We start from the raw sequence: 19,979 nt of genomic DNA, 5'->3' as shown, positions 1-19,979 counted from the left end.
GCGCGGGCGGAACCATCAAGTTCGTCGTCCGTAGGGAGCTCGGCTAGATAAGGGACAGTGACGGGAAACAATGCCGCCGCCAAACTGAAGTTCAACTCGTACAACGGCGCGAGTTCCTTCGGTCGGGAGCGTGCACCCGATGAACTGATTTCATGCCCAGTCCGGCTATGGTCAGTGGCTCTCGTCCAGAGTGGTCACTCGATACTCGTACTCGGCGTACTTGAATATCATCGCTCGCCTGACCGTCGCCCAGGGATATGGGGTGTCGCTCGTAGCGACACCATCGCCCTCGGGGAGCCTGCCATCACAGCGTTGGCGGATCACTTCCAACGCTTCGTCCCAAGTGAGAAACTCGCCAAGATCTGATGCCTGCCCGGTCTTGGCGTTGCGCTCGGTGAGTGTCGTTCGAGTCATGCGACGAATATTCGCTCGATCCGAGGGCGATTGCCACTTGAATCTGTCGTGGTTCCAGTCCGAGACTGGCCGCCTATCGAACTCACGTCGCAACCTGCGATCGCTATAGGCCGCGGTATAGCTCTGTATCCAAGATGACTCGCACGTTGTAGAAGTATGTCTTGCGAGCGTTCGGGTAGCGATTCAGCCACTCAACTGCGTCGTCGCGTTTGAGACGGGCTGCAAGGTCGCGCGCCGCTAGCGCCCGAATTTCCTTGTTCTTGTCCCAGCAGGCTTCCTTTGCCGCTGGCACGGAGACCATGCCTCGACGAAGCATTTCACGCATAGCCATGGTGGCCATGTTTTCGTCTTCGACGCGGGTGAGCTTCTGAATCTCTGCGACGCTCTCTGTCGCCCGCATGGCGGTCTCAGCGACCGGTGGACGGAAGGATCCCAAGAAGTATTCCTCCGCCCGCTTCAAGATGAGTTTGCGATCGCGAGAAGAGCCAACGTGGGCGAGGGCAAGCTCGGCAGGTCCCCATGCCACATGCGGATTGCGTTTGACCTGCCCTCGTATGAGGGTCACATCCGCTGCTCGCCGCTCGGAGTTTGGCATCGTAGCCAGATAAAGGCTGGCCAGGCCGGCACGCCGGTGGAAAAGATGGTCCATCAGCGATCGGTAGTCCGAGAAGCCACCCTTCTGGCGGTCGTTCTGTTCAGCGAACCAGGCATCTGGTCCTCCCTTGAGAAGCTTTCGTGCTGTGGCGGCCGCGGTGGGGGCTCCCAGCAGCCATGCGCCGAACTCCGCAGTCATGTTCCAATGCTGAGCCTTCGCCTCAAGCGCTTCCCAGGGCTGCTCCAAACTCAGAAGTTTCGCTGCCCAATAGTCTTCAAAGTCCGACCGATCGTCCTCTGTCAGGGCGGCTAACTGCGTCAAAGAGTTGGCACGGCCCTGGATCGCCTCGTAGGTCGCGTTCTGGAGTTCCCAGTCCTTGGAGGCGAAGACACTCTTGATGAGCTTGGACGTGAGCGCGTCGCGTCGACCTAGTTCTCGCAGCAATGCGGACCGAAAACCCGTGGATGCGCGCCACGATCCCGTTCGAGCTAGGTCTTCAAGTGTTGTGGTGGCTACCTCGGCCAGATGCGGGGCCAGGTGCTCTTCAAAAGGCTGCAGCTTGGTGGTGGTTTCCATGGCCCAGTTGATCAGGCCTTGGGCGTGGGCCTTCTTCCAGGTCTGCAATGCGGGCGCAAGCGATGAGATCTCCGGCCTCTTCGCTAGAGCTCGCATCAGCCGCTGGTCCCTGGGCTTCTGCAAGGCGAGCAGGCATGAGAGTGCGGTCGCAGACGTCTCAGCTCTTGCAAGCAGAGTTGACCATGCCTCGACGGCCGGGGTGAGGGCTTGGCCCGATTTGGGCCAGAGTGCGACTGGTCGCATGTTCGACTCGGAGAGTATGACCAATGCTCCTCTGCTGCCTCGGGCGTCATTCTCGTCCGTGGCCTGATCAACGAGCATCTGACCGATATCGCTGCCGTTGATCGACTTCCAGCCCGGAACATATCGAGAGTCGGGGTCGTTCTGTTCCGCGTCGCCACACATTGTTCGCAGCCAAAACTTGGCTTCCGTTAGGCTTAAGACCAGGTCATCTGCTCGCGAGTAGAACCTGTTCCAGACGTGCACGGTGACTTTTGAAGACGCATGAAGACTCGCAGCGAAGACGTGGAGACGATCCGGGTCGAGCCTGCCCTCGACCTTCCGTTTTGCCGTCAAGTTCGCATAGTTCGAGAAGACTTGGAGGAGTTGTTTGCGCGCGTCGTCCATTTCCTCGCTAGCGACAGCCTCGGTGGGCGTGGACGATTGACCCGCCGAGCTCTCCTGTTTGGACGCTGGACTTTCCATCGCCGCCTCGACCGCGATCCCGTACAGATAGTCAGTGATCTGTTTCTCGAACTCTCGGTCGTCGGCAAAGGGGCTAAACAGAATGTTCCGCTGGTCCATGACCGTTTCTCGGAACTCCATCACACGAGTCAGCTGTGGCCCGGCGTCGCTCGCCAGGTCCGGGGGTATTGAACGGAAGAACATCCCCAGGTGGGGCAGTTTGCCGTCTTGCTCCCGCCGTTGGACGGCGCGCAGGTACTCCTCCTCGAACCCAGAGCTATGAGTGCCAGTCTCACTGCCCCACCTGCGATACAGGATCGCTACGAACACGTCACACTCATCGACAAGGGGGTTAATCGTTCCTTGGGGCCTCCCGAAGGCAGGAGGCACCTCTTCCCAGCCGGTGACACGAAGGCGAATGCCGAGGCTTGCCCCAGCGACCGCGTTCACGCGCTGAGCCGCGGCCCTAACGAGTTTGCGCTCTTCCTCGACATCGGAGGGCGAGGCCACGAAAACCACCAGCTCCGTGGGTTTAGAGCTCACGTCGGCCCCCATCGCTCAGTATCGAAGTGCCGTCATGCTCCCGGACCGATGGCCGTCGCGCGACTGACTCGGTTGGGTCCGCATCGGTCAATCGAAGCGCGTATGCCTCGGCCATCAACTTTGGCAGCAGTTCCAGTGGCATCCAACGAACCTCGGAAGCCTCGTTACTAGAAGACTTGGGTTCGGACTCAAGTTTGGCTCTGAAGACGAGTGCAACGATGCCGCGGGTCATGTTCTTGTAGACGCCCGTCAGTGGGCCGACTTCGATCTCGGCTCCGGTCTCCTCACGGACCTCGCGCCGCAGGCCGTCCTCGATGGTTTCATCGAGTTCGAGGACGCCACCCGGAGGCTCCCAGTTGCCGTTGTCGCGGCGCTTGATGAGGAGCACGTTCTGACCCGCGTCGTCGAAGATTGCCGCTGCCACACTCACCGAGTGGCGCGGTGTTTCGTTTACTTGCCCTGCGTCCATCTGTCAGAGTGTAAGCAGTACAGACGACTGGAGGAGTCATGTTGGAGCTTGGTCAGGTCGACAAGTCCGCTGACGCGCCAGCCTTCAAGCAGATCGCCCAGAGCCTCCGTGAGGCGGTCTCTTCCGGTCGGCTGAGCCCCGGGGACCGGGTGCCGTCCGAGTCGCAGCTTATGGATCACTTCGGCGTCGCCAGAATGACCGTGCGACAGGCGCTGGCCGATCTACGCGCCGAGGGTCTCCTGCGATCTGAGCACGGGCGCGGCGTCTTCGTGAGGGATCGGCCGGTTGTCCGTCGCGTCGCCTCCGACCGATTCGCACGCCGCCACCGTGAAGAGGGGCAGGCTGCGTTTCTCGCTGAGGCGGAAGGCGTGGGCACTCCGTCCGTGGACGAGATCGAGGTGGGGAGCGAAGTGGCGTCAGTGGATGTGCGCGAGGCTCTGGGTCTGCCCGCACGGTCCAAAGTTGTTGCTCGACGCCGCAGGTACCTCATGGACAATCAGCCCGTTGAGCTTGCCCAGTCCTACGTCCCGTACGTCATCGCCAACGGCACCAAGATCGCCGAGCGAGACAGCGGGCCGGGTGGAATCTACGCCCGGCTGGAGGAGCTCGGGCACCTGCTGTCCGAGTTCTCGGAAGAGGTTGCCGCGCGGATGCCCACGCCGGAGGAGCGGCGACGTCTGCAGTTGCCGACTGGAACCCCCGTGCTGACGGTCCGTCGAATTGCGTTTGACCGCAACGGAACTGCTGTCGAGTTGACCGACACAGTCAAGGCTGCGCCCAGTTACATCCTGGAGTACCGCTTCCCTGCCGTTTGAGATTTACCTCTTGCTTGTCTAGAGGAGTGTGCTTTACTGGCTTCCGTTGGTAACCGCTCTAGTCAAGTAGAGGTGTTTGGCATGGCTATTCAGCAGAGGATGCGGGTCCGGTTCGAGGACGTCTTCCCGGAGGGTGTCGGGATGCGTGGGTCGGTGGTGGCGGTGGAGGACTTCGATCTGATCCAGGCCGCGAAGGCCGAAGGCAGGGAGCCGGGAGACGTCCAGGTCCGGGACAAGGAGTCCGGGCTGCGGGTGTGGGAGGTCCGGGTCGTCGACTACGACGAGGACGCCCCGAAGAACCAGGGCGAGGTGACGGTGAAGATCGCCGCCGACGTGCAGCCGGTACCGCCGTCGAAGGTAGAGGGTCAGAAGCTGAGGCCGGTGGAGTTCGACAACCTGACCGTGACGGCATGGATCGACGACCGAGGCAAGCGGCCGAAGATCGGATGGTCGCTGCGCGCGGACGGGATGCACGCCCCCGGTGCCAAGCCCAACTTGTCGACCCCTGCCAAGACGCAAGGGCCGGCTGAGAAGGGTGCGGCGTGATGCGCCCCGTGGAGGCGGTGCAGTGGGCTGACGCTTTCGACGTGGAGGTGAAGGACCTCCCGGCCGTCCTGACGCATGAGGTGGCCCGCGTCGACGGGGTCCGCACCGAACTGGCGAAGCTGGTCCGGGAGTTCGTCAACGCGCCTGACGACGAGGTCCGCCGGGGCATACACCGGGCCTACTCCGCCCTTGGTGCAGCCCAGTCGCGGGTGATGTCTGTCGCGGCGGACGCTCGCCGGTCGGCCTGAGGCGCGGGATCTGCGATGAGTGCACCCAGGGGTCCGATGTTCGGCAGCGACGAGCCGGTGCCGATGATGCTCGAGGCAGTCGTCCGGCTCGTGGCGCTGACCATGCGGTCGGTCTTCCGACTGGTCCGGTTCGCGGTCCGCCGCCCCCGGGTCGCCTCAGCGGCAGCCTCGCTGCTGCTCTTGGACCGGTACGCAGGGCACCTCGCCGTCGTTGCCGCGCTCGTCGCTCTGGTCGTTGGCCTGGTGGTGTGGCGGGCGGCGTGGCCGGAGTCCTACAGGGGGCAGGTCCGGCCACGCCTGACTCGAGTGTGGCTGTCGGCGACATACCCGGGCAAATGGCGTCGCATCGCCCCACGGCTCGGTCTCGTCGTCCACGACCACACCGGGGCCAACAAGCCCTGGGTGTACGGGGGACTGGGTGACGTAAGGGTCACCCCGGCCGGGATCGTGCGGTTGCGGGTGGCGATCCCGACCGGGCTCACCCTCGACGACTACGCCCGCAAGGCTGACGCGCTGGCCGTCGCGTTCGGGGTCCGCGAAGCACGCGTCGCCGCGTCGGGGCCGGGGTCGGTGTGGATCGAGCTACACCGCACCGACGTCCTTGCAACCACGATCGGCCCGCTGCCGGTCGGGTCCGAACCGGAGGTGAACCTTGCCGGGATCCCGGTCGGGCGGCACGAGGACGGCGCCGAGTGGCGGTTCTCCCTGTGGCAGACGCACGTCCTGATCGCTGGAGCTACAGGTGCTGGCAAGGGCTCCATCCTGTGGTCGCTGCTGCGAGGCCTGTCCCCGGCCATCAATGCCGGGTGGGTGCAGGTGTGGGCCATCGACCCCAAGGGCGGCATGGAACTGCGCCCCGGGCAACGGCTGTTCTCCCGGTTCGAGGACGGCACCCCCGAGACGATGTGTGACCTGCTCGAAGACCTCGTCGCAGTGATGAACGCACGCGCCAAGCGACTGGCCCACCTGGGTATCCGCAAGCACCAACCATCCCCGGACTCACCCCACCTGCTGGCCGTGATCGACGAACTCGCAACCCTCACCGCGTTCGCCGAACGTGACGTGGTGCGACGGATCGACAAGGCCCTTGGCCTGCTGTTGACCAAGGGCCGCGCGGTCGGGATCACCGTCCTGGCGGCGGTGCAAGACCCCGGCAAGGACGTCGTCGGGTGGCGCGACCTGTTTCCCACCCGGGTCGCGATGCGCCTGGACAACCCGATCCAGGTCGACATGGTCCTCGGAGAAGGCGCCCGCGACATGGGCGCCACCGCCGACCACATCAACGAACGAACACCCGGGGTGGCGTTCGTCCGGGTCGAGGGCACCCGCGCCATCCGCAGAGTCCGCGCCTCGTACCTGACCGATGACGACATCGCCGCCCTCGCCGGATCGGTCACCGCGTCACCGGCCCTGACCGAGCCACGAGCACCGAAACCGGTCGACCCGCTCGCCAGCTTCAACATGGGTGCGCGACCCGTCGCACCCGAGTCGGGCCGAGACTCGGCGCCCGACGCAGGGCCGAAGCCAAGGAAGCCACGCACACCGCGCAAGCCGCGCAACCGTGACGGGTCACCGGTGGCCTAACCCATGACTGTCATCACTGCCGCTGCCACGAGGCCTGAGCCCTTTGCGGGGTTCGGGGATGAGGCCGCGTTGGATCTCGACCTGGCCTCAGCTCGGGTCGCGTCACAGGTGATGGCGCGGCTGCTTTCGCCGGACTTCGAGGACTGGTCCAACGCTGTCGCCCGGGTTGGGTCGTGCGCCAACCCGATCCACCTGACCGGCTCCTCGATGCGCGTCGACGCCAGCACGGGTGAGGTGCTGTCGACGTACTCCTCCGACACCGAACCGCTCGGTACCACGTTGATCCGGTGCGGCAACCGCCGAGCATCCGAGTGCCCGTCGTGCTCGCGGGTCTACGCCGCCGACATGTTCCACCTCATCAAGGCGGGGGTCGCGGGTGGCAAGGGAGTCCCGAAGCGGGTGGGGGAGAACCCGCTGGTCTTCGCGACCGTAACCGCGCCGTCGTTCGGGCACGTCCACGGGATGCGTGACAACGGACGCAGGTGTCGACCGCACGCCAAGACGCCACGGTGCGAGCACGGCAGATCCACGACCTGCCACCAGAAGCACGACGACGGGGACGAGCTGCTGGGGCAGCCGCTGTGTTGGGAGTGCTACGATTACGCCTCCCACATCGTGTGGCAGTGGTGGGCGCCAGAACTGTGGCGACGATTCAACATCGCGATCAAGCGCACGTTGGCACACCGGCTCCGCGTCAAGGAGTCCCGGCTCAAGCACCTCGCATCCGTGCAGTACTCCAAGGTGGCCGAGTACCAACGGCGCGGGCTGATCCACTTCCACGCGCTCGTCAGGCTCGACGGGGCCAAGGCCGACGAACCATTCGCGGCCGCTCCGGACGGTGTCACCGCAGAGCTGCTGGCGGAGGTTGTCGAGGAGGCCGTTCGATCGGTGCGGTTCACCGCCCCACCAGTCTTCGCCGGTGACGTCCCCCGGGTGCTGACGTTCGGTGCCCAAGTCGACTCCCGCCCGGTGAAGGTCGGCCACCGCACCGACGACCCGGCCGGACCCTTGAACGCCGAGCAGGTCGCCGGGTACCTCGCGAAGTACTCGACCAAGTCCGCCACCGACACCACCACCGGCGAACAGTCGAACTCGCACCTGTCCCGGATCCAAGCCGTGGCAGCGGAGTTCGCGACTCTTGTCGAGGACGAATGGGTTGCGGACCGGATGCTGTGCGCGCTGAAGGAGCTGCCGTACGGACTGCTCGGCAAGTGGCACACCGCGCTCGGGTTCCGCGGGCACTTTGCGACCAAGTCGCGCCGCTACTCCGTCACCCTCGGAGCCTTGCGCCGCGCACGTCGACGAGCGCAAGTCCTCATCGCCGACCCGCAACGCACCGGCATACCCGTCGACCTCGCCTCTATGGAAGCCCAGCTCCTTGCCGATGACGAAGACGAAACGACGCTCGTCGTGGGGTCCTGGTCATTCGTCGGGACCGGCTGGGACACCGAAGGTGACGTCGCCCTGGCCCGCGCTGCTGCCGCACGGGCACGCGAGTACGCCCAACACCGGGCAGGGCAGAAGCGAGCAAAGGCATCCGACGAGACGAGGAGGGACGACCAATGACGGTCGAGGAGATGCCGCCGCGAGAGCGGTTGATGAATGTGAGGGAAGTAGCCGAGTACCTGGGGGTCTGCGCGCGCACGGTCTGGAGCCTTCGGGCCGAGGGCAAGTTCGCACCTGGGACGAAGATCGGCAAGAAGGTGGTCTGGCGCGAGTCCGTGCTACGCGAGTGGCTGGTGGAGTCCACCGAAGCGCCCGGGGAATCAGCTACGTACAAGTTCCGGAGCGCCGGATGAGCGTCTACCGGACCCCGAACGGCAAGGCTTGGCGGGCGTTCTTGAAGTACCGAGGACATCGGGACTCGAGGACGTTTACCCGTCGCCAGGACGCCGTGCGCTGGCTGACTGAGCAGAAATCGGAGATTGACCGCGGGTCATGGTTGGACCCCGCCCGCGGTCAGATCCCGACGCGCGATCTGTTCGAGCGATGGCTAGCGACGAGGGACATCGAGGGCTCAACCCGTCGAAACGACCGGGCGATCTGGCATGCCTATCTCGAGGGTCCCTTCGGGAGGCGGCCGCTGGCGTCGATCTCGGCTCCGATGGTCCGTGAGTGGGTGGCTGGGCTGATGACCAAGAACGGGCTGGCTGCGCCGAGGACCAAGCGTGACGCGTTGCGTGTGCTCAGGGGAGTCTTGGCCTACGCGGTCGAGGACGGGCGGATCGCCCGCAACCCAGCGGTCGGGATCAAGATCGCGGGAACCAAGGGCACGCCTGGTCAGGCGCTTTCGCTGGCCGAGCTGCGGGTGTTCGTCGCAGCCCTCAAGCCACCGCATCACGAGATCGCACTGGTCCTGGCGTTGGCTGGTCTGAGGTGGTCGGAGATCGCTGCACTCGATGAGCGCGACGCGATGCGGGACGACGACGGACGGCTGTTCCTGGCAATCAGGCGTCGCCATGTCCTCGACGAGGAGGGCAAGCGAGTCACCCTGCCGGGCACGAAGGGTGGGCGAGGGGTCACCCGGATGGTGCCGGTCCTGCCCGAGCTGGTGCCCATCGTGGAGCGTCACCTGACCGGGAAGCCGGACGCGCCGCTCTTCCCCTCGCCGCGAGGCGCGCGCCTCGACTCACGGCACTGGCGGCGAGACGGAGGGTGGAAGGAGGCGTGTGAGGTCGTCGACCGGGTAGGCCTGCGTCCCCACGACCTGCGGCACACCGCTGCAACGGCATGGCTCCGGATGACCGGCGACCTCAAGGCGGTCCAGAGCCTCATGGGACACAGCACGGCGAGCATGACGCTCGACCTCTACGCGCACGTCCTCAACGACACCCTGACGAGGGCAGCGGACATGATGGCCAAGGGCTTGGCTGACGCGGCCAACGGGGAGCCTCTGACCGCGGGCGAGCCCCTAGAAATTGCCGAGGGCTCGTAATGGGCTCGCACGGCGCATCCCTCGTGCCGTTCGATGTCGTCGCAGGGGCCTTGATTGTGGCACTGACCTGCGGAAACGTGGTGGTCGGGGTGACAGGATTTGAACCTGCGGCCTCTTCGTCCCGAACGAAGCGCGCTACCAAGCTGCGCCACACCCCGTGGCAATCGCCGCTCACGCCAGTTCGACGGGAGCAGCGACAGTGAAGGATAGCCCACCCGGCCCGGCCGCTCCCAATCGGTATGCCGTCGCGCAGCCGCCCGCCGGGCGGCGGGCTCAGGCGGTGGCGGGCACCAGGGTGAGCAGGGTGGCCTCGGGACGGCAGCAGAACCGCACGGGGGCGTAGGGCGAGGTGCCCAGCCCGGCCGACACGTGCAGCCAGGCGGCATCCTCCGGGGCGGCCGACGACGGGGCCGAGCCGGCACCCGGCCACCACCGCGACACGCCCTTGGCCCGGGTGGTCGGCAGGTCGCAGTTGGTCACCAACGCCCCGTAGAACGGCACGGCGAGCTGCCCGCCGTGGGTGTGGCCGGCAATCAGCAGCCTGGCCCCGTCGGCTGCCATCGGATCCAGCACCCGCTGGTAGGGGGCGTGCGTGACCCCGATCGTCACGGCGGCGGTGGGCGAGGCAGGCCCGGCCACCGCGGCATACTCGTCCAGCCGGATGTGGGCGTCGTCGGTGCCGACGAGCTCCACCTCGGCGCCGCCGACCGACAGGGTGGTGCGGGCATTGTCGAGGTCGACCCACCCGCCGGCGCGCAGCCCGGCGCGCAGGTCCTCGATCGGCAGGCGCACCCGTCCGGGCGGGGCCTGGGCGTGGCGGCGGGTGAGGTAGCGGGCCGGGTTCTTCGGCACCGGCGCGTAGTAGTCGTTCGACCCCATGACGAACACCCCGGGGAACGCGAACAGCGGCTCCATCGCCCTCAGCGCCCCGGGCACGGCGTCGAGCGCCGCGAGGTTGTCGCCGGAGTTGACCACCAGGTCGGGCGTCAGGGCGGCCAGCCCGCGCACCCACTCGATGCGGCGGCGCTGGCGGGGCACGAGGTGCAGGTCGGAGACCTGGAGGACGCGCAGCGGCGGCGATCCGGGTGCGAGCACCGGCACGGTGAACCGGCGCAGCGCGAACCAGTTGCGCTCGACCAGGCTGGCGTAGCCGACGCCCGCCACGCCCAGGGCGGCGGCACCGGCGACCGCGCCCAACGCGGTGCCCAGGGGAGTGTTCATCGCCGACATCCTTGCAAACCGGATCTCGGTGGCTCGGACCCCCACCCAAACCGGATCTCGGTGGGTCGGACCCCCACCCGCCTGCGAGACTGGGGCCATGACCGACCAGAGCCTCAAGGCCACCGTCCAGAGCGACCTCACCGACGCCATCCGTCAGCGTGACCAGGTGCGGTCCGGCACGCTCCGGCTCGCGCTCACCTCCATCACCAACGAGGAGGTGTCGGGGACCGAGGCCCGCGAGCTGAGCGACGACGAGGTGCTCAAGGTGCTGGCCAAGGAGGCCAAGAAGCGCAAGGAGGCGGCGACCGCCTACGCCGGCGCCGGGCGTCCCGAGCTCGCCGCCAAGGAGGAGGCCGAGCTCGCCGTCCTCGAGGCCTACCTGCCCGCGCAGCTCTCCGACGACGAGCTCACGACCATCGTCGCCGCCGCGATCGAGCAGACCGGGGCGACCGGTATGCCGCAGCTGGGCCAGGTCATGAAGGTCGCCCAGGGCGTCGTGGCCGGCCGGGCCGACGGCGGCCGCGTCGCCGCCGCCGTGAAGGCGGCTCTCACCCAGGGCTGACCGTGCCGTGGGCTTGACGAGCGAAGGGCCCCTCACCGGTGGTGAGGGGCCCTTCGCTGTCGTTCACGGCTTGGGCGGCGGCTTGGTCTTGGTCGGCTTGGGGCCGGGCGTCTTGGTCGGGCTGGGCTGGGGCTTGGGCTGCACGGGCGGCGGCGGGTTGTAGCCGCTGGAGACGTAGAGGCCGATCGTCGACCCGCGCAGCGCCGAGCCGCTCGGGTTGGTGTAGACCACGATGCCCTGCGGGTAGCCGCTGTTGGTCTGCCCCGCGACCTGCACGAGGAAGCCGGCCTCCTTGAGCCTGGCGGTGGCCTCAGCGATCGACAGGCCGCCGACGAAGGGCACCGAGATGCGGTCACCGTTGACGATCTTGTCGCTCGGGTCGTCGAACTGCCGATCGGGCAGGCCCTGCGACGCATTCTCGATCAGGCTCTTCCAGATCGGAGCGGCGATGTCGCCACCGAAGACCCCCGGGTAGAAGCCGCCACCCAGGCTGATGCGGTTCATTCCGCGCTGCGAGTACGGCGTGCCGACCCACACCGCGGCGGCACGCTGCGCCGTGTAGCCGACGAACCAGGACTCCACGTGGTTGTCGGTCGTGCCGGTCTTGCCCGCCGCCGGTCGCGAGCCGAGCTTGGCCCTGCTGCCGGTCCCGTTCTTGATGACACCCTGGAGCAGCGAGGTCGCGCCCTTGGCCACGTCGGGGTCGATGACCTGCTTGCAGGGCGTGGTGCCCAGCTTGAGCGGCTTCTTGTCGGCGGTGGTGATCGACAGGATCGGGTTGGGGGGGCAGTACTTGCCGTTGTTCGCGAGGATCCCGTACGAGCTCGCCAGGGTCATCGGGGTGACGTCACCGGTGCCCAGGACGCTGCTGGCGTAGCACGGGAGGTTGTCGCCCGAGCCCGTGTGCAGGTGCATCTTGGTCATCGTGTTGAGCACGTTCCTGGCGCCCAGCTTGAAGGTCAGCGACGCGAACGCGGTGTTGATCGAGTCCGCGGTCGCCTTCTTCAGGGGGATCGGCCGCCCGCCGACCGCGTAGTCGTTGTGGATCGTGTACGGACCGCCGGGTGCGCAGGAGCCGATCTCCTTGGGGGTGTAGACGGCGCCCTTCGTGGTGCTGGCGAACTTCGACGGCACGGTGCCGTTGACCGGCGTGCCGGTCTCGAGGGCGCGCACGATCGCGAACATCTTGGCCGTCGAGCCGAACTGGAATCCCGCCGTGCCGTTGTACTTCTCGTCGACGTTCCAGTTGACCTCGGTGAAGCCGTAGGCGCTCTGCTGCGCCTTGTTCGTCGGGTACCTGGTGTTCTGCACCATCGCGAGGACCCGCCCGGTGCTGGGCTCGATGATCGTGCCCGCGCTGCCGACCAGCCTGGAACGCTTGGCCTTGGACTTGTCCGCCGGGTCCTTGGGCAGCGCCGTGTTGCCGTACGGCACCCGCTTGGTGAGGTCCTTGAGCGACTGCTCCTGCACCTGCGGGTCGAGCGTGGTCTGGATGGTCAGGCCGCCGCCGGTGATGTTCTTGATCCGCTCAGGGCGGGTCTTGCCGAGCACGTCGAGAGCATGGTTGTCCATGTCCTTGAGGTACTCCATGACGTAGTTGCAGAAGTACGGCTCGGAGGACGCGGCGCAGTTGCTCAGCGGGTTCTTCAGCTTGAGCATCTTCTTGACGGGGATGGCCTTGGCCGACTTGAGCTGCTTGGCCGAGATGATCCCCAGGGCGTACATCCGGTCGAGCACCACGTCTCGGCGGGCCTGCGCCTTCTCGGGGTTGTTCCGTGGGTCGGTCTTGCCCGGGTTCTGCACGAGACCGGCGAGCAGCGCCGCCTGCGGGAGGTTCAGCTTCGACGCGCTGATGCTGAAGTAGTGCTGGGCGGCCGCCTCGACGCCGTAGGCGAGGTCACCGTAGTAGGCGAGGTTGAGGTACCCCTGCAGGATCTGGTCCTTGGTCATCTCCTTCTCGAGCGTGACCGCGTACTTGATCTCCTGGATCTTGCGCGCAGCGCTCTTGCGTACCGCTGCCTGCGCGGCCTCCTCGTCGTTGTTCCGCAGCGCGTTCTCCTGCAGCGTCAGCTTGACGTACTGCTGGGTCAGGGTGGACGCACCCTGGACGTCGCCGCCCTGGGCGTTCGACGCGGCCGCGCGCAGGATTCCACGGGGGTCGACGCCACCGTGCTCGTAGAACCGGCTGTCCTCGATCGCGATCTGCGCCTTCTGCATGATCGGCGCGACCTGCTTGAGGTTGACGATGATGCGGTTCTCCTGCTGGGGGGTCGCCAGGATCCCCCCGCGCGCGTCCTTGATCGTCGACTGCTGCGACAGCTGGGTCGCGGTGAACTCACCCGGCAGGTCGTCGAACATCTTCACACCGGAGGTCGCTGCGCTCCCCGTCGCGCCCACCGCGGGGATCAGCAGACCGGCCGTCAGGAGGCCCATGACCATCGCCGTGGCGACGAAGGCCCCGAGCAGGCTGACGACATTTCCGAGGTTGGTGGCGCGTCCTTGCATGCGGACAGGGTAACTGGCGAACCTTGAGCGGCCCGTTTCCCGCGACCTCGTGCGCGGAATGGGGCGGTTGCGCCCGGTTACCGCCTAGTTTTCGCCCCGCCCATCGGAGCGGGTCGGCATGGCTCGGAATGACTAGTCCCTTTGGTCATGCCAGAACTACACGAATGGGCCATGTCGGCAGAGTGCCTTCAGTTCCTATCGTTTCCACACGTCGATACGGACATAAGACGCACGGTGAAGCGTCTGAAGCAGGAGTATCTGGAGGCACTGAGAATGACTATCGCACCGGAGCGGCCGAGCGGCCAGCCCGTCGGGACGGGTTGGATGGACGACTGGGCCCCGTTGGGTTCCTGCTCGAAGTCGGACCCTGATGCGCTGTTCGTCCAGGGTGCTGCCCAGCAGACCGCCAAGGTCGTCTGCCAGCGTTGTCCCGTGATCGCCGAGTGCCTCGCAGACGCCCTCGACAACCGCACCGAGTTCGGCGTCTGGGGTGGGATGACCGAGCGCGAGCGCCGGGCCCTGCTCAAGCGTCGCCCCAACATCACCTCCTGGGCCGCTCTGTTCGCCCAGGCCCGCAACCAGACGCCGGCCGAGGCCGAGAGCGCCTGACCCCACAGCAGCCGAGAACGCCGCGCCGTTTGCGCGGACCTGCCGACCCCAGGTCGGAGCGACAGAACCCCTGACCCATCCCCCGCGGGTCGGGGGTTCCGTCGTCTGCCGGGGGGCCGGGTCACGACGGGTGGGGTCAGGACGGCTGCGGCCAGGCCGGTGCGATCAAGCGGGTGGGGTCAGACGAGCGCCGTGAGGGCTGTGGCCACCTCGCGCAGACCGTCGAGGTCGTGGATGTCCTGGGCCGAGGCCGGCACCTCCACCACGGGTATGCCGGGATGTCCGGCGGTGAACCGCGCCGCCAACCGCTCCTGCCGATCCGCCGTCTCCGCCAGCGACGCGTGCAGGCGCAGGAGCCCTTCGGTGGTGGCGGCCGTGCTCGACCGGGTCTCCGCGTCGGCCAGCTGCTCGGCCGCGGCGAGCGCCCGCGAGGCCGTCAGGGACGGCGCCGCCACCCGCTGGATCCGGTTCACGACCAGCCCGGCGAGCGGCATGTCCTCCTCGTCGAGGCGACCCGCGAAGAACGACGCCTCGCGCAGGGCGTCGCGTTCGGGGGCCGCGACCACGACGAACGCGGTCTCGGGAGCCTTGAGCAGGGCGTAGGTCAGGTCGGCCCGCTCACGGAACCCGCCGAACATGGTGTCGAGGGCGGCGACGAAGGTCTGGACGTCCTGCAGCAACTGACCGCCGAGCACCCGCGAGAGGGTGTTCGTGACGACGTTGACCCCGACGCTGAACACCTTGAAGCCGGCCCGGCCGCCGGCCTTGGCGGGGGCGGAGAGCAGCCGGATGAACCGCCCGTCGAGGAACGAGCCGAGCCGCTTGGGGGCGTCGAGGAAGTCGAGCGCGGACCGTGACGGGGGAGTGTCGACGATGATGAGGTCCCACCGGCCGTCACGTCCGGCCTCGGCGCGGAGCTGGCCAAGCTTCTCCATCGCCATGTACTCCTGGGTGCCCGCGAACGAGCTCGAGACTGCTTGGTAGAACGGGTTCGCGAGGATCTGGGCGGCCTTCTCGGGGGTGGCGTGCTGTTCGACCACCTCGTCGAAGGTGCGCTTCATGTCGAGCATCATGGCGTCGAGCGTGCCCCCCGAGTCCGCGGTGCCCGCGCCGTCGCCCACGCCGGCCACCGGGCGTGGGGTGTTGTCGAGCTCGCTGAGGCCCAGCGACTGGGCCAGCCGGCGGGCGGGGTCGATGGTGAGGACGACGACGTGGCGACCGTGCTCGGCGGCCCACAGCCCCATCGCGGCGGCGGTCGTGGTCTTGCCCACCCCGCCGGCACCGCAGCAGACGACGATCCGCGTCTCCGGGTCGGTGAGCAGCGTGGCGAGGTCGAGCTGCGCGGCTCCGGTGCCGGGGCGAGCCGTGGCCGTGGCGGGAGACGTCGAGGACGCGGCGGCCCGGGCGGACCTTGTGCGGGGAGGCATCAGACCATCCCCTGCTCGGCGACGGCCTGGGCCAGGACCGTGATCCCGCCGCCCTCGGTGCCCTCCGCGAGCAGCGGCAACCGCACGGTCAGCCGGCCCTCCTGCGCGAGGACAGCCTCCTGCTCGCGCTCCAGGGCGACCCGGTCGGCGTGGTGGACCGCGTCGGCCAGCAGCCCGGCGACCACGCCTTCGGTCACCTGCACGCCCACGGTGGCGAGGTCGGCAGCCACACCCTTGGCGAGCCTGCCGTTGGGCGCTCGCCGCACCGCCGCGAGGGCTGCGTCGGTCAGGAGCGGGTCGCGGAGCTGGTTCACGACGATCGCGCCCAGGGGGAGGTCGGTGCGGCGCAGCTCGGCCAGCGCGTCGACGGTCTCCTGGACGGGCATCTCCTCGAGCAGCGTCACGACGTGCACCGCCGTGGTGTGGCTGCGCAGCATCCGGGTGATCGAGTCGGCCTGCGAGCGGATCGGCCCCACCCGGGCGACGTCGGCGACCTCGGCATTGACGTTGAGGAACCGCACGACCCGCCCCGTGGGTGGGGCGTCGAGCACGACGGCGTCGTAGGTCGGGGCGGCCGGCCCCTTGCCGGTTCGCCGCCCCGCCGCCTCGTAGACCTTGCCGATCAGCAGGACGTCGCGGACCCCTGGAGCGATGGTCGTCGCGAAGTCGACCGCTCCGAAGCGATCGAGCACCGTCATCGCCTTGCCGACCTTGTAGAACTTCTGGAGGTACTCGCGCAGCGACTCCTTGGCGTCGACCGAGATCGCCCACAGCTGGCCGCCGCTGCGGTCGTGCACGATCCGCGTCTCGGTGTGACCGAGGGGTGGCACGTCGAAGGTCTGCGAGATGCCCTGCCGTCCTTCGACCTCCACGAGCAGCACGTGCTTGCCCTGTCGGGTCAGCGCGAGGGCCATCGCCGCAGCGACCGTCGTCTTGCCCGTGCCGCCCTTGCCGGTCACCACGTGGAGACGGACCTTCGACAGGTCGTGGGCCGGGGGCATGACCCCAGCCTAGGAGGCGAGCAGGTCGAGGGCCTCGAGCACCCGGGCGAACGCCGGGTGCTCCGGGTCGATCAAGCCGTAGTGGCCGCCGCCGTCCACGGGCGTGAGGCGCACGTTCGGCGCGTGGTGGGCCGCGGCATACCGCTCGCTCAGCTCGAAGGGCACGACGTCGTCGTCGCGGGCGTGCAGCAACAGCGTCGGTATGGCGGGTGGGAGCCGCGACGGGTCGGCCGCGGCATAGACGTCGGGGAGGTCGGCCAGCCGGCCGCCGAGGAAGGTCGGGATCGCGTCGCCGCCCACGTCGTTCGCCACGCCGTGGGCCAGGTCGACGACACCAGCGAGGCTGACGACTCCGCGGATGCCGTGCGCCCACGACTGGGCCGCGGCCCAGGTCACGAGCTGGCCGCCGGCGGAGTGGCCGACGAGGACCCACGGGCGGTCGAGGTCAGGGTCGCGGCGGACCGCGGCGACGCCGTGCGCGATGTCGTCGGCGGTCCCGGGCCATCCACCACCGGGCATGCCGGGGCGGCGGTACTCGAGGACCGCTGTCGGGTAACCCGCGTCGGCGAACGCCTGCGCCTGCCGGCCGGCGTGGGTGCGGTCGTACTCGGGTCGCCAGAAACCGCCGTGCACGACGACCACGCTGAGGCGACGGGTGACGCGCTCGGGCAGGCGCACGTCGTAGACCTGGGCGGGGTCCTCGCCGTAGGGCGTGGTGCGGGTCGGCGGGGCAGCCCGTTCGTCGAGCACCTGGATCGGGTCACGGGCCATGCGGCCATCCTGCCAGTGGTGGCTAGGCTGCAACCCATGAAGAAGTTCGAGTACGCGACGGTGCCGCTCATCGTCCACGCGACGAAGCAGATCCTCGACCAGTGGGGCGAGGACGGCTGGGAGCTCGTCCAGGTCCTCACCGGGCCCGACGGCAACGGCCTGGTCGCCTACCTGAAGAGGGAGAAAGCCGCATGAGTGCCGTTGAGGACCGCCTGGCCGAGCTCGGCCTGACCGTGCCCGAGGTCGCCAAGCCGGTGGCCGCCTACGTGCCGGCCGTCCAGGACGGACGCCGGATCTACACCTCGGGCCAGCTGCCCATGGTGGCCGGGGCGCTCGTGCAGACCGGCAAGGTCGGCGAGGGCCACGGGCTCGTGCCGCCGGAGGACGCGAAGAAGCTCGCGGAGATCTGCGCGCTCAACGCGATCGCCGCGGTCAAGGGCCTGGTCGGCGACCTCGACAAGGTGACCCAGGTGGTCAAGCTCGTCGGGTTCGTCGCCTCCGACCCGGCCTTCACCGGTCAGCCGGGCGTCATCAACGGCGCCAGCGAGCTGATCGGCAAGGCCTTCGGCGACGCCGGCATCCACGCCCGGTCGGCCGTCGGGGTGGCCGTGCTGCCGCTGGACGCCCCCGTCGAGGTCGAGATCGTCGTCGCCCTCGCCGACGAGTAGACCGGATGGCCGACGCGGTGGTCAGGCGCGAGTTCCCCATCGCCGACTCCCCGTCGCTGCGGGCTCGGGCGGACTCCTGGCTGAGTGCGCCCGACCCGTCGGGACCGGTGCCGCCCAAGCGCGCCGCCACGGTGATGTTCGTGCGCGACGGCGCCGCCGGCGTTGAGGTCTTCATGCTGCGCCGGGTCGCGACGATGGAGTTCGCGCCGCGGATGATGGTGTTCCCCGGCGGTGGGGTCGACCCGCGCGACGCCGATGCGGCGTTGCCGTGGGCCGGCCCGACCCCGGCCGAGTGGGCCGCGCGGCTCGAGGTCGACGAGCCGACGGCCCGGGTGCTGGTCGCGGCGGCGGTCCGTGAGGTGTTCGAGGAGTCCGGCGTCCTGCTGGCGGGGCCCTCGCCCGACGAGGTGATCTCCGACGTCAGCGGCGCCCACTGGCACGAGCAGCGCCGGCGCCTGCTCGACCGCGAGGCGTCGCTGTCCGAGGTGCTGGAGCAGCACGGGCTGGTGCTGCGCTCAGACCTGTTGGGCTACCGCGCCCACTGGATCACCCCGGAGTTCGAGGCGCGTCGCTACGACACGCGGTTCTTCAGCGCCGCGGTGCCGCAGGGCCAGCGCGCCGACGACGACACCACCGAGGCCGACGAGGCCGACTGGGTGCGTCCGGCCGACCTGCTGGCGGCCTGGCGCGACGGGCGGGCGCTGATGCTGCCGCCCACTGTCGTCGCGGTCGAGGAGGTGGCCGCGGCCAGGTCCGCAGCCGAGTTCATCGCCGAGACGCCGGTCATCGCCCCGGTGCAGCCCGAGCTGGTCGACACCGGCGACGGCCTGGTGATGCGGGCGGACCTTCCCCGATGAGTCCAGCAACCTTTGCTAGCAGAGGAAACTCGTTCACGGACAGGCTGCAACCTGTCCGTGAACCCGAAACCCTTGCTAGCAAAGGTTCGTGGAGGGGGCGGTCGGGGTGAGCGCTGCCGAGGCGCCCGAGCCGTCGGCGGCGGTCGGCGACTGGCACGGCGGCCAGGTCACCGAGCGGGCGCTCTGCGTCCTCTGCCCCAACCCGAGCCCGATGACCCTCGACGGCACCAACACCTGGGTGCTGCTCGAGCCCGGCTCGACCGACGCGGTCGTGATCGACCCCGGCCCGCTCGACGAGGGCCACCTGCGCGCGGTGGTCGACGCCGTGGCCGCGAAGGGTGCCCGTGTCGCCCAGACGGTCCTCACCCACGGCCACGCCGACCACGCCGAGGGGGCGGGCCGCTTCGCGGAGCTGACCGGCGCGCCGACCCGGGCGGTCGGTCGCGGCCACGACGACCTCGCCGACGGTGCCGTCGTGACGACCGGGGGCCTCGAGCTGCGGGTCGTCGCCACCCCCGGGCACACGTCCGACTCGCTGTCGTTCGCCCTCGCCGCCGACCACGCCCTCCTCACCGGCGACACGGTCCTGGGCCGCGGCACCACGGTGGTCGCGCACCCCGACGGTGAGCTCGCGGCATACCTGGCGTCGTTGGGGCGGATCGCGCAGCTCACCGGCGACGGGGAGGTGACCGCGATCCTGCCCGGCCACGGGCCCGTGGTGCCGGACGCGTCGGCGATGGTGGCCTTCTACCGGACCCATCGCGCCGAACGCCTCGAGCAGGTGCGCCAGGCGCTCGCGGACGGAGCGGCCGCGTCACCCGACCCGGTGCAGGCCGTGGTCGAGCGCGTGTATGCCGACGTGCCCCGCGAGGTCTGGCCGGCGGCGGCGCAGAGCGTGGCGGCCCAGCTCGAGTACCTCCGGGCGCGCGGCTGACCCGCCGACGACGCG

General features: G+C 68.5%; 21 protein-coding genes and 1 tRNA gene. 13 read left to right on the top strand and 9 right to left on the bottom strand.

Annotated elements, in window-relative coordinates:
* Positions 1 to 171: 171 nt before the first annotated feature.
* The 3 genes from ABD262_RS11435 to ABD262_RS11425 form a co-directional block, all read right to left on the bottom strand.
* The gene (locus tag ABD262_RS11435) at positions 172 to 414 is read right to left on the bottom strand and encodes a hypothetical protein (RefSeq protein WP_344135837.1); all 243 of its coding nucleotides are present in this window, start codon (positions 412 to 414) and stop codon (positions 172 to 174) included.
* A gap of 103 nt (positions 415 to 517) precedes the next feature.
* Positions 518 to 2,812, bottom strand: a complete 2,295-nt coding sequence (locus ABD262_RS11430) for a DUF4062 domain-containing protein (RefSeq protein WP_344135834.1) — start codon at positions 2,810 to 2,812, stop codon at positions 518 to 520.
* Entirely contained in the window at positions 2,802 to 3,281 is a 480-nt protein-coding gene (locus ABD262_RS11425) for an NUDIX hydrolase (protein WP_344135831.1), read from the bottom strand. Before ABD262_RS11425 ends, ABD262_RS11430 begins: the two co-directional genes overlap by 11 nt.
* Before the next feature lie 38 nt (positions 3,282 to 3,319).
* On the opposite strand from ABD262_RS11425, the gene ABD262_RS11420 reads away from it, so the two are divergent.
* The 7 genes from ABD262_RS11420 to ABD262_RS11390 all read left to right on the top strand — a co-directional run bounded on the left by ABD262_RS11420 (position 3,320) and on the right by ABD262_RS11390 (position 9,409).
* Positions 3,320 to 4,096 carry a GntR family transcriptional regulator gene (locus ABD262_RS11420; RefSeq protein ID WP_344135828.1) on the top strand — a complete coding sequence of 259 codons (777 nt, stop codon included), beginning with the start codon at positions 3,320 to 3,322 and terminating at the stop codon, positions 4,094 to 4,096.
* 81 nt (positions 4,097 to 4,177) lie between these two features.
* Entirely contained in the window at positions 4,178 to 4,642 is a 465-nt protein-coding gene (locus tag ABD262_RS11415; protein ID WP_344135824.1) for a plasmid replication, integration and excision activator, read from the top strand.
* Complete coding sequence (locus tag ABD262_RS11410) at positions 4,639 to 4,890, top strand: hypothetical protein (RefSeq protein ID WP_344135821.1); 252 nt, start codon at positions 4,639 to 4,641, stop codon at positions 4,888 to 4,890. Before ABD262_RS11415 ends, ABD262_RS11410 begins: the two co-directional genes overlap by 4 nt.
* 15 nt (positions 4,891 to 4,905) lie before the next feature.
* Positions 4,906 to 6,474, top strand: coding sequence for an FtsK/SpoIIIE domain-containing protein (locus ABD262_RS11405; protein ID WP_344135818.1), 1,569 nt, complete (start codon positions 4,906 to 4,908; stop codon positions 6,472 to 6,474).
* Between the two features lie 69 nt (positions 6,475 to 6,543).
* Positions 6,544 to 8,040 carry a replication initiator gene (locus tag ABD262_RS11400; protein WP_344135815.1) on the top strand — a complete coding sequence of 499 codons (1,497 nt, stop codon included), beginning with the start codon at positions 6,544 to 6,546 and terminating at the stop codon, positions 8,038 to 8,040.
* A gap of 38 nt (positions 8,041 to 8,078) precedes the next feature.
* Positions 8,079 to 8,273: a helix-turn-helix transcriptional regulator gene (locus ABD262_RS11395; protein WP_344135812.1), complete on the top strand. Its 195-nt coding sequence runs from the start codon at positions 8,079 to 8,081 to the stop codon at positions 8,271 to 8,273.
* Positions 8,270 to 9,409 (top strand): tyrosine-type recombinase/integrase, encoded by a 1,140-nt coding sequence (locus ABD262_RS11390; protein WP_344135809.1) that lies wholly within the window; start codon positions 8,270 to 8,272, stop codon positions 9,407 to 9,409. Before ABD262_RS11395 ends, ABD262_RS11390 begins: the two co-directional genes overlap by 4 nt.
* An 81-nt stretch (positions 9,410 to 9,490) precedes the next feature.
* On the opposite strand, the gene ABD262_RS11385 is transcribed toward ABD262_RS11390, so the two are convergent.
* Positions 9,491 to 9,567, bottom strand: a tRNA-Pro gene (locus ABD262_RS11385).
* A 115-nt stretch (positions 9,568 to 9,682) separates the two neighbouring features.
* Positions 9,683 to 10,630: a metallophosphoesterase gene (locus ABD262_RS11380; protein ID WP_344135806.1), complete on the bottom strand. Its 948-nt coding sequence runs from the start codon at positions 10,628 to 10,630 to the stop codon at positions 9,683 to 9,685.
* Positions 10,631 to 10,727: 97 nt separating this feature from the next.
* Here ABD262_RS11380 and ABD262_RS11375 point away from each other — a divergent pair, with 97 nt between their 5' ends.
* A complete protein-coding gene (locus ABD262_RS11375; protein ID WP_344135803.1) occupies positions 10,728 to 11,192 on the top strand; it encodes a GatB/YqeY domain-containing protein in 465 nt (154 codons plus the stop codon).
* A gap of 63 nt (positions 11,193 to 11,255) precedes the next feature.
* On the opposite strand, the gene ABD262_RS11370 is transcribed toward ABD262_RS11375, so the two are convergent.
* Positions 11,256 to 13,697 carry a transglycosylase domain-containing protein gene (locus ABD262_RS11370; RefSeq protein ID WP_344135800.1) on the bottom strand — a complete coding sequence of 814 codons (2,442 nt, stop codon included), beginning with the start codon at positions 13,695 to 13,697 and terminating at the stop codon, positions 11,256 to 11,258.
* Positions 13,698 to 13,970: 273 nt separating this feature from the next.
* Between ABD262_RS11370 and ABD262_RS11365 the strand changes: the two genes are divergently transcribed.
* The gene (locus ABD262_RS11365) at positions 13,971 to 14,306 is read left to right on the top strand and encodes a WhiB family transcriptional regulator (protein WP_344135796.1); all 336 of its coding nucleotides are present in this window, start codon (positions 13,971 to 13,973) and stop codon (positions 14,304 to 14,306) included.
* Between the two features lie 179 nt (positions 14,307 to 14,485).
* Here the strand turns inward: ABD262_RS11365 and bagB are convergent, their stop codons facing one another.
* The 3 genes from bagB to ABD262_RS11350 are packed head-to-tail and all read right to left on the bottom strand — an operon-like array spanning position 14,486 to position 17,505.
* Complete coding sequence (bagB, locus tag ABD262_RS11360) at positions 14,486 to 15,733, bottom strand: ArsA family ATPase (protein ID WP_344135794.1); 1,248 nt, start codon at positions 15,731 to 15,733, stop codon at positions 14,486 to 14,488.
* Positions 15,733 to 16,734: an ATPase BagA gene (bagA, locus tag ABD262_RS11355; RefSeq protein ID WP_344135792.1), complete on the bottom strand. Its 1,002-nt coding sequence runs from the start codon at positions 16,732 to 16,734 to the stop codon at positions 15,733 to 15,735. Before bagA ends, bagB begins: the two co-directional genes overlap by 1 nt.
* A 9-nt stretch (positions 16,735 to 16,743) precedes the next feature.
* Positions 16,744 to 17,505, bottom strand: a complete 762-nt coding sequence (locus tag ABD262_RS11350) for an alpha/beta hydrolase family protein (protein ID WP_344135789.1) — start codon at positions 17,503 to 17,505, stop codon at positions 16,744 to 16,746.
* Between the two features lie 36 nt (positions 17,506 to 17,541).
* Here ABD262_RS11350 and sp36 point away from each other — a divergent pair, with 36 nt between their 5' ends.
* From sp36 to ABD262_RS11330, 4 genes are all read left to right on the top strand, one after another.
* Positions 17,542 to 17,700, top strand: a complete 159-nt coding sequence (gene sp36, locus ABD262_RS11345; RefSeq protein WP_344135786.1) for a Sp36 family protein — start codon at positions 17,542 to 17,544, stop codon at positions 17,698 to 17,700.
* Complete coding sequence (locus tag ABD262_RS11340; RefSeq protein WP_344135783.1) at positions 17,697 to 18,173, top strand: RidA family protein; 477 nt, start codon at positions 17,697 to 17,699, stop codon at positions 18,171 to 18,173. The genes sp36 and ABD262_RS11340 overlap by 4 nt, the downstream gene beginning before the upstream one ends.
* 5 nt (positions 18,174 to 18,178) lie before the next feature.
* The gene (locus ABD262_RS11335; protein WP_344135780.1) at positions 18,179 to 19,030 is read left to right on the top strand and encodes an NUDIX hydrolase; all 852 of its coding nucleotides are present in this window, start codon (positions 18,179 to 18,181) and stop codon (positions 19,028 to 19,030) included.
* Positions 19,031 to 19,241: 211 nt separating this feature from the next.
* Complete coding sequence (locus tag ABD262_RS11330; protein WP_344138162.1) at positions 19,242 to 19,964, top strand: MBL fold metallo-hydrolase; 723 nt, start codon at positions 19,242 to 19,244, stop codon at positions 19,962 to 19,964.
* The last annotated feature ends 15 nt before the right edge of the window (positions 19,965 to 19,979 follow it).

The sequence above is a fragment of the Pedococcus bigeumensis genome (genome assembly GCF_039531795.1).
Classification (GTDB): Bacteria; Actinomycetota; Actinomycetes; order Actinomycetales; family Dermatophilaceae; genus Pedococcus; species Pedococcus bigeumensis.
Note: the sequence above shows the minus strand (reverse complement) of the source record. Positions and strands in the feature narration are given on the sequence as shown.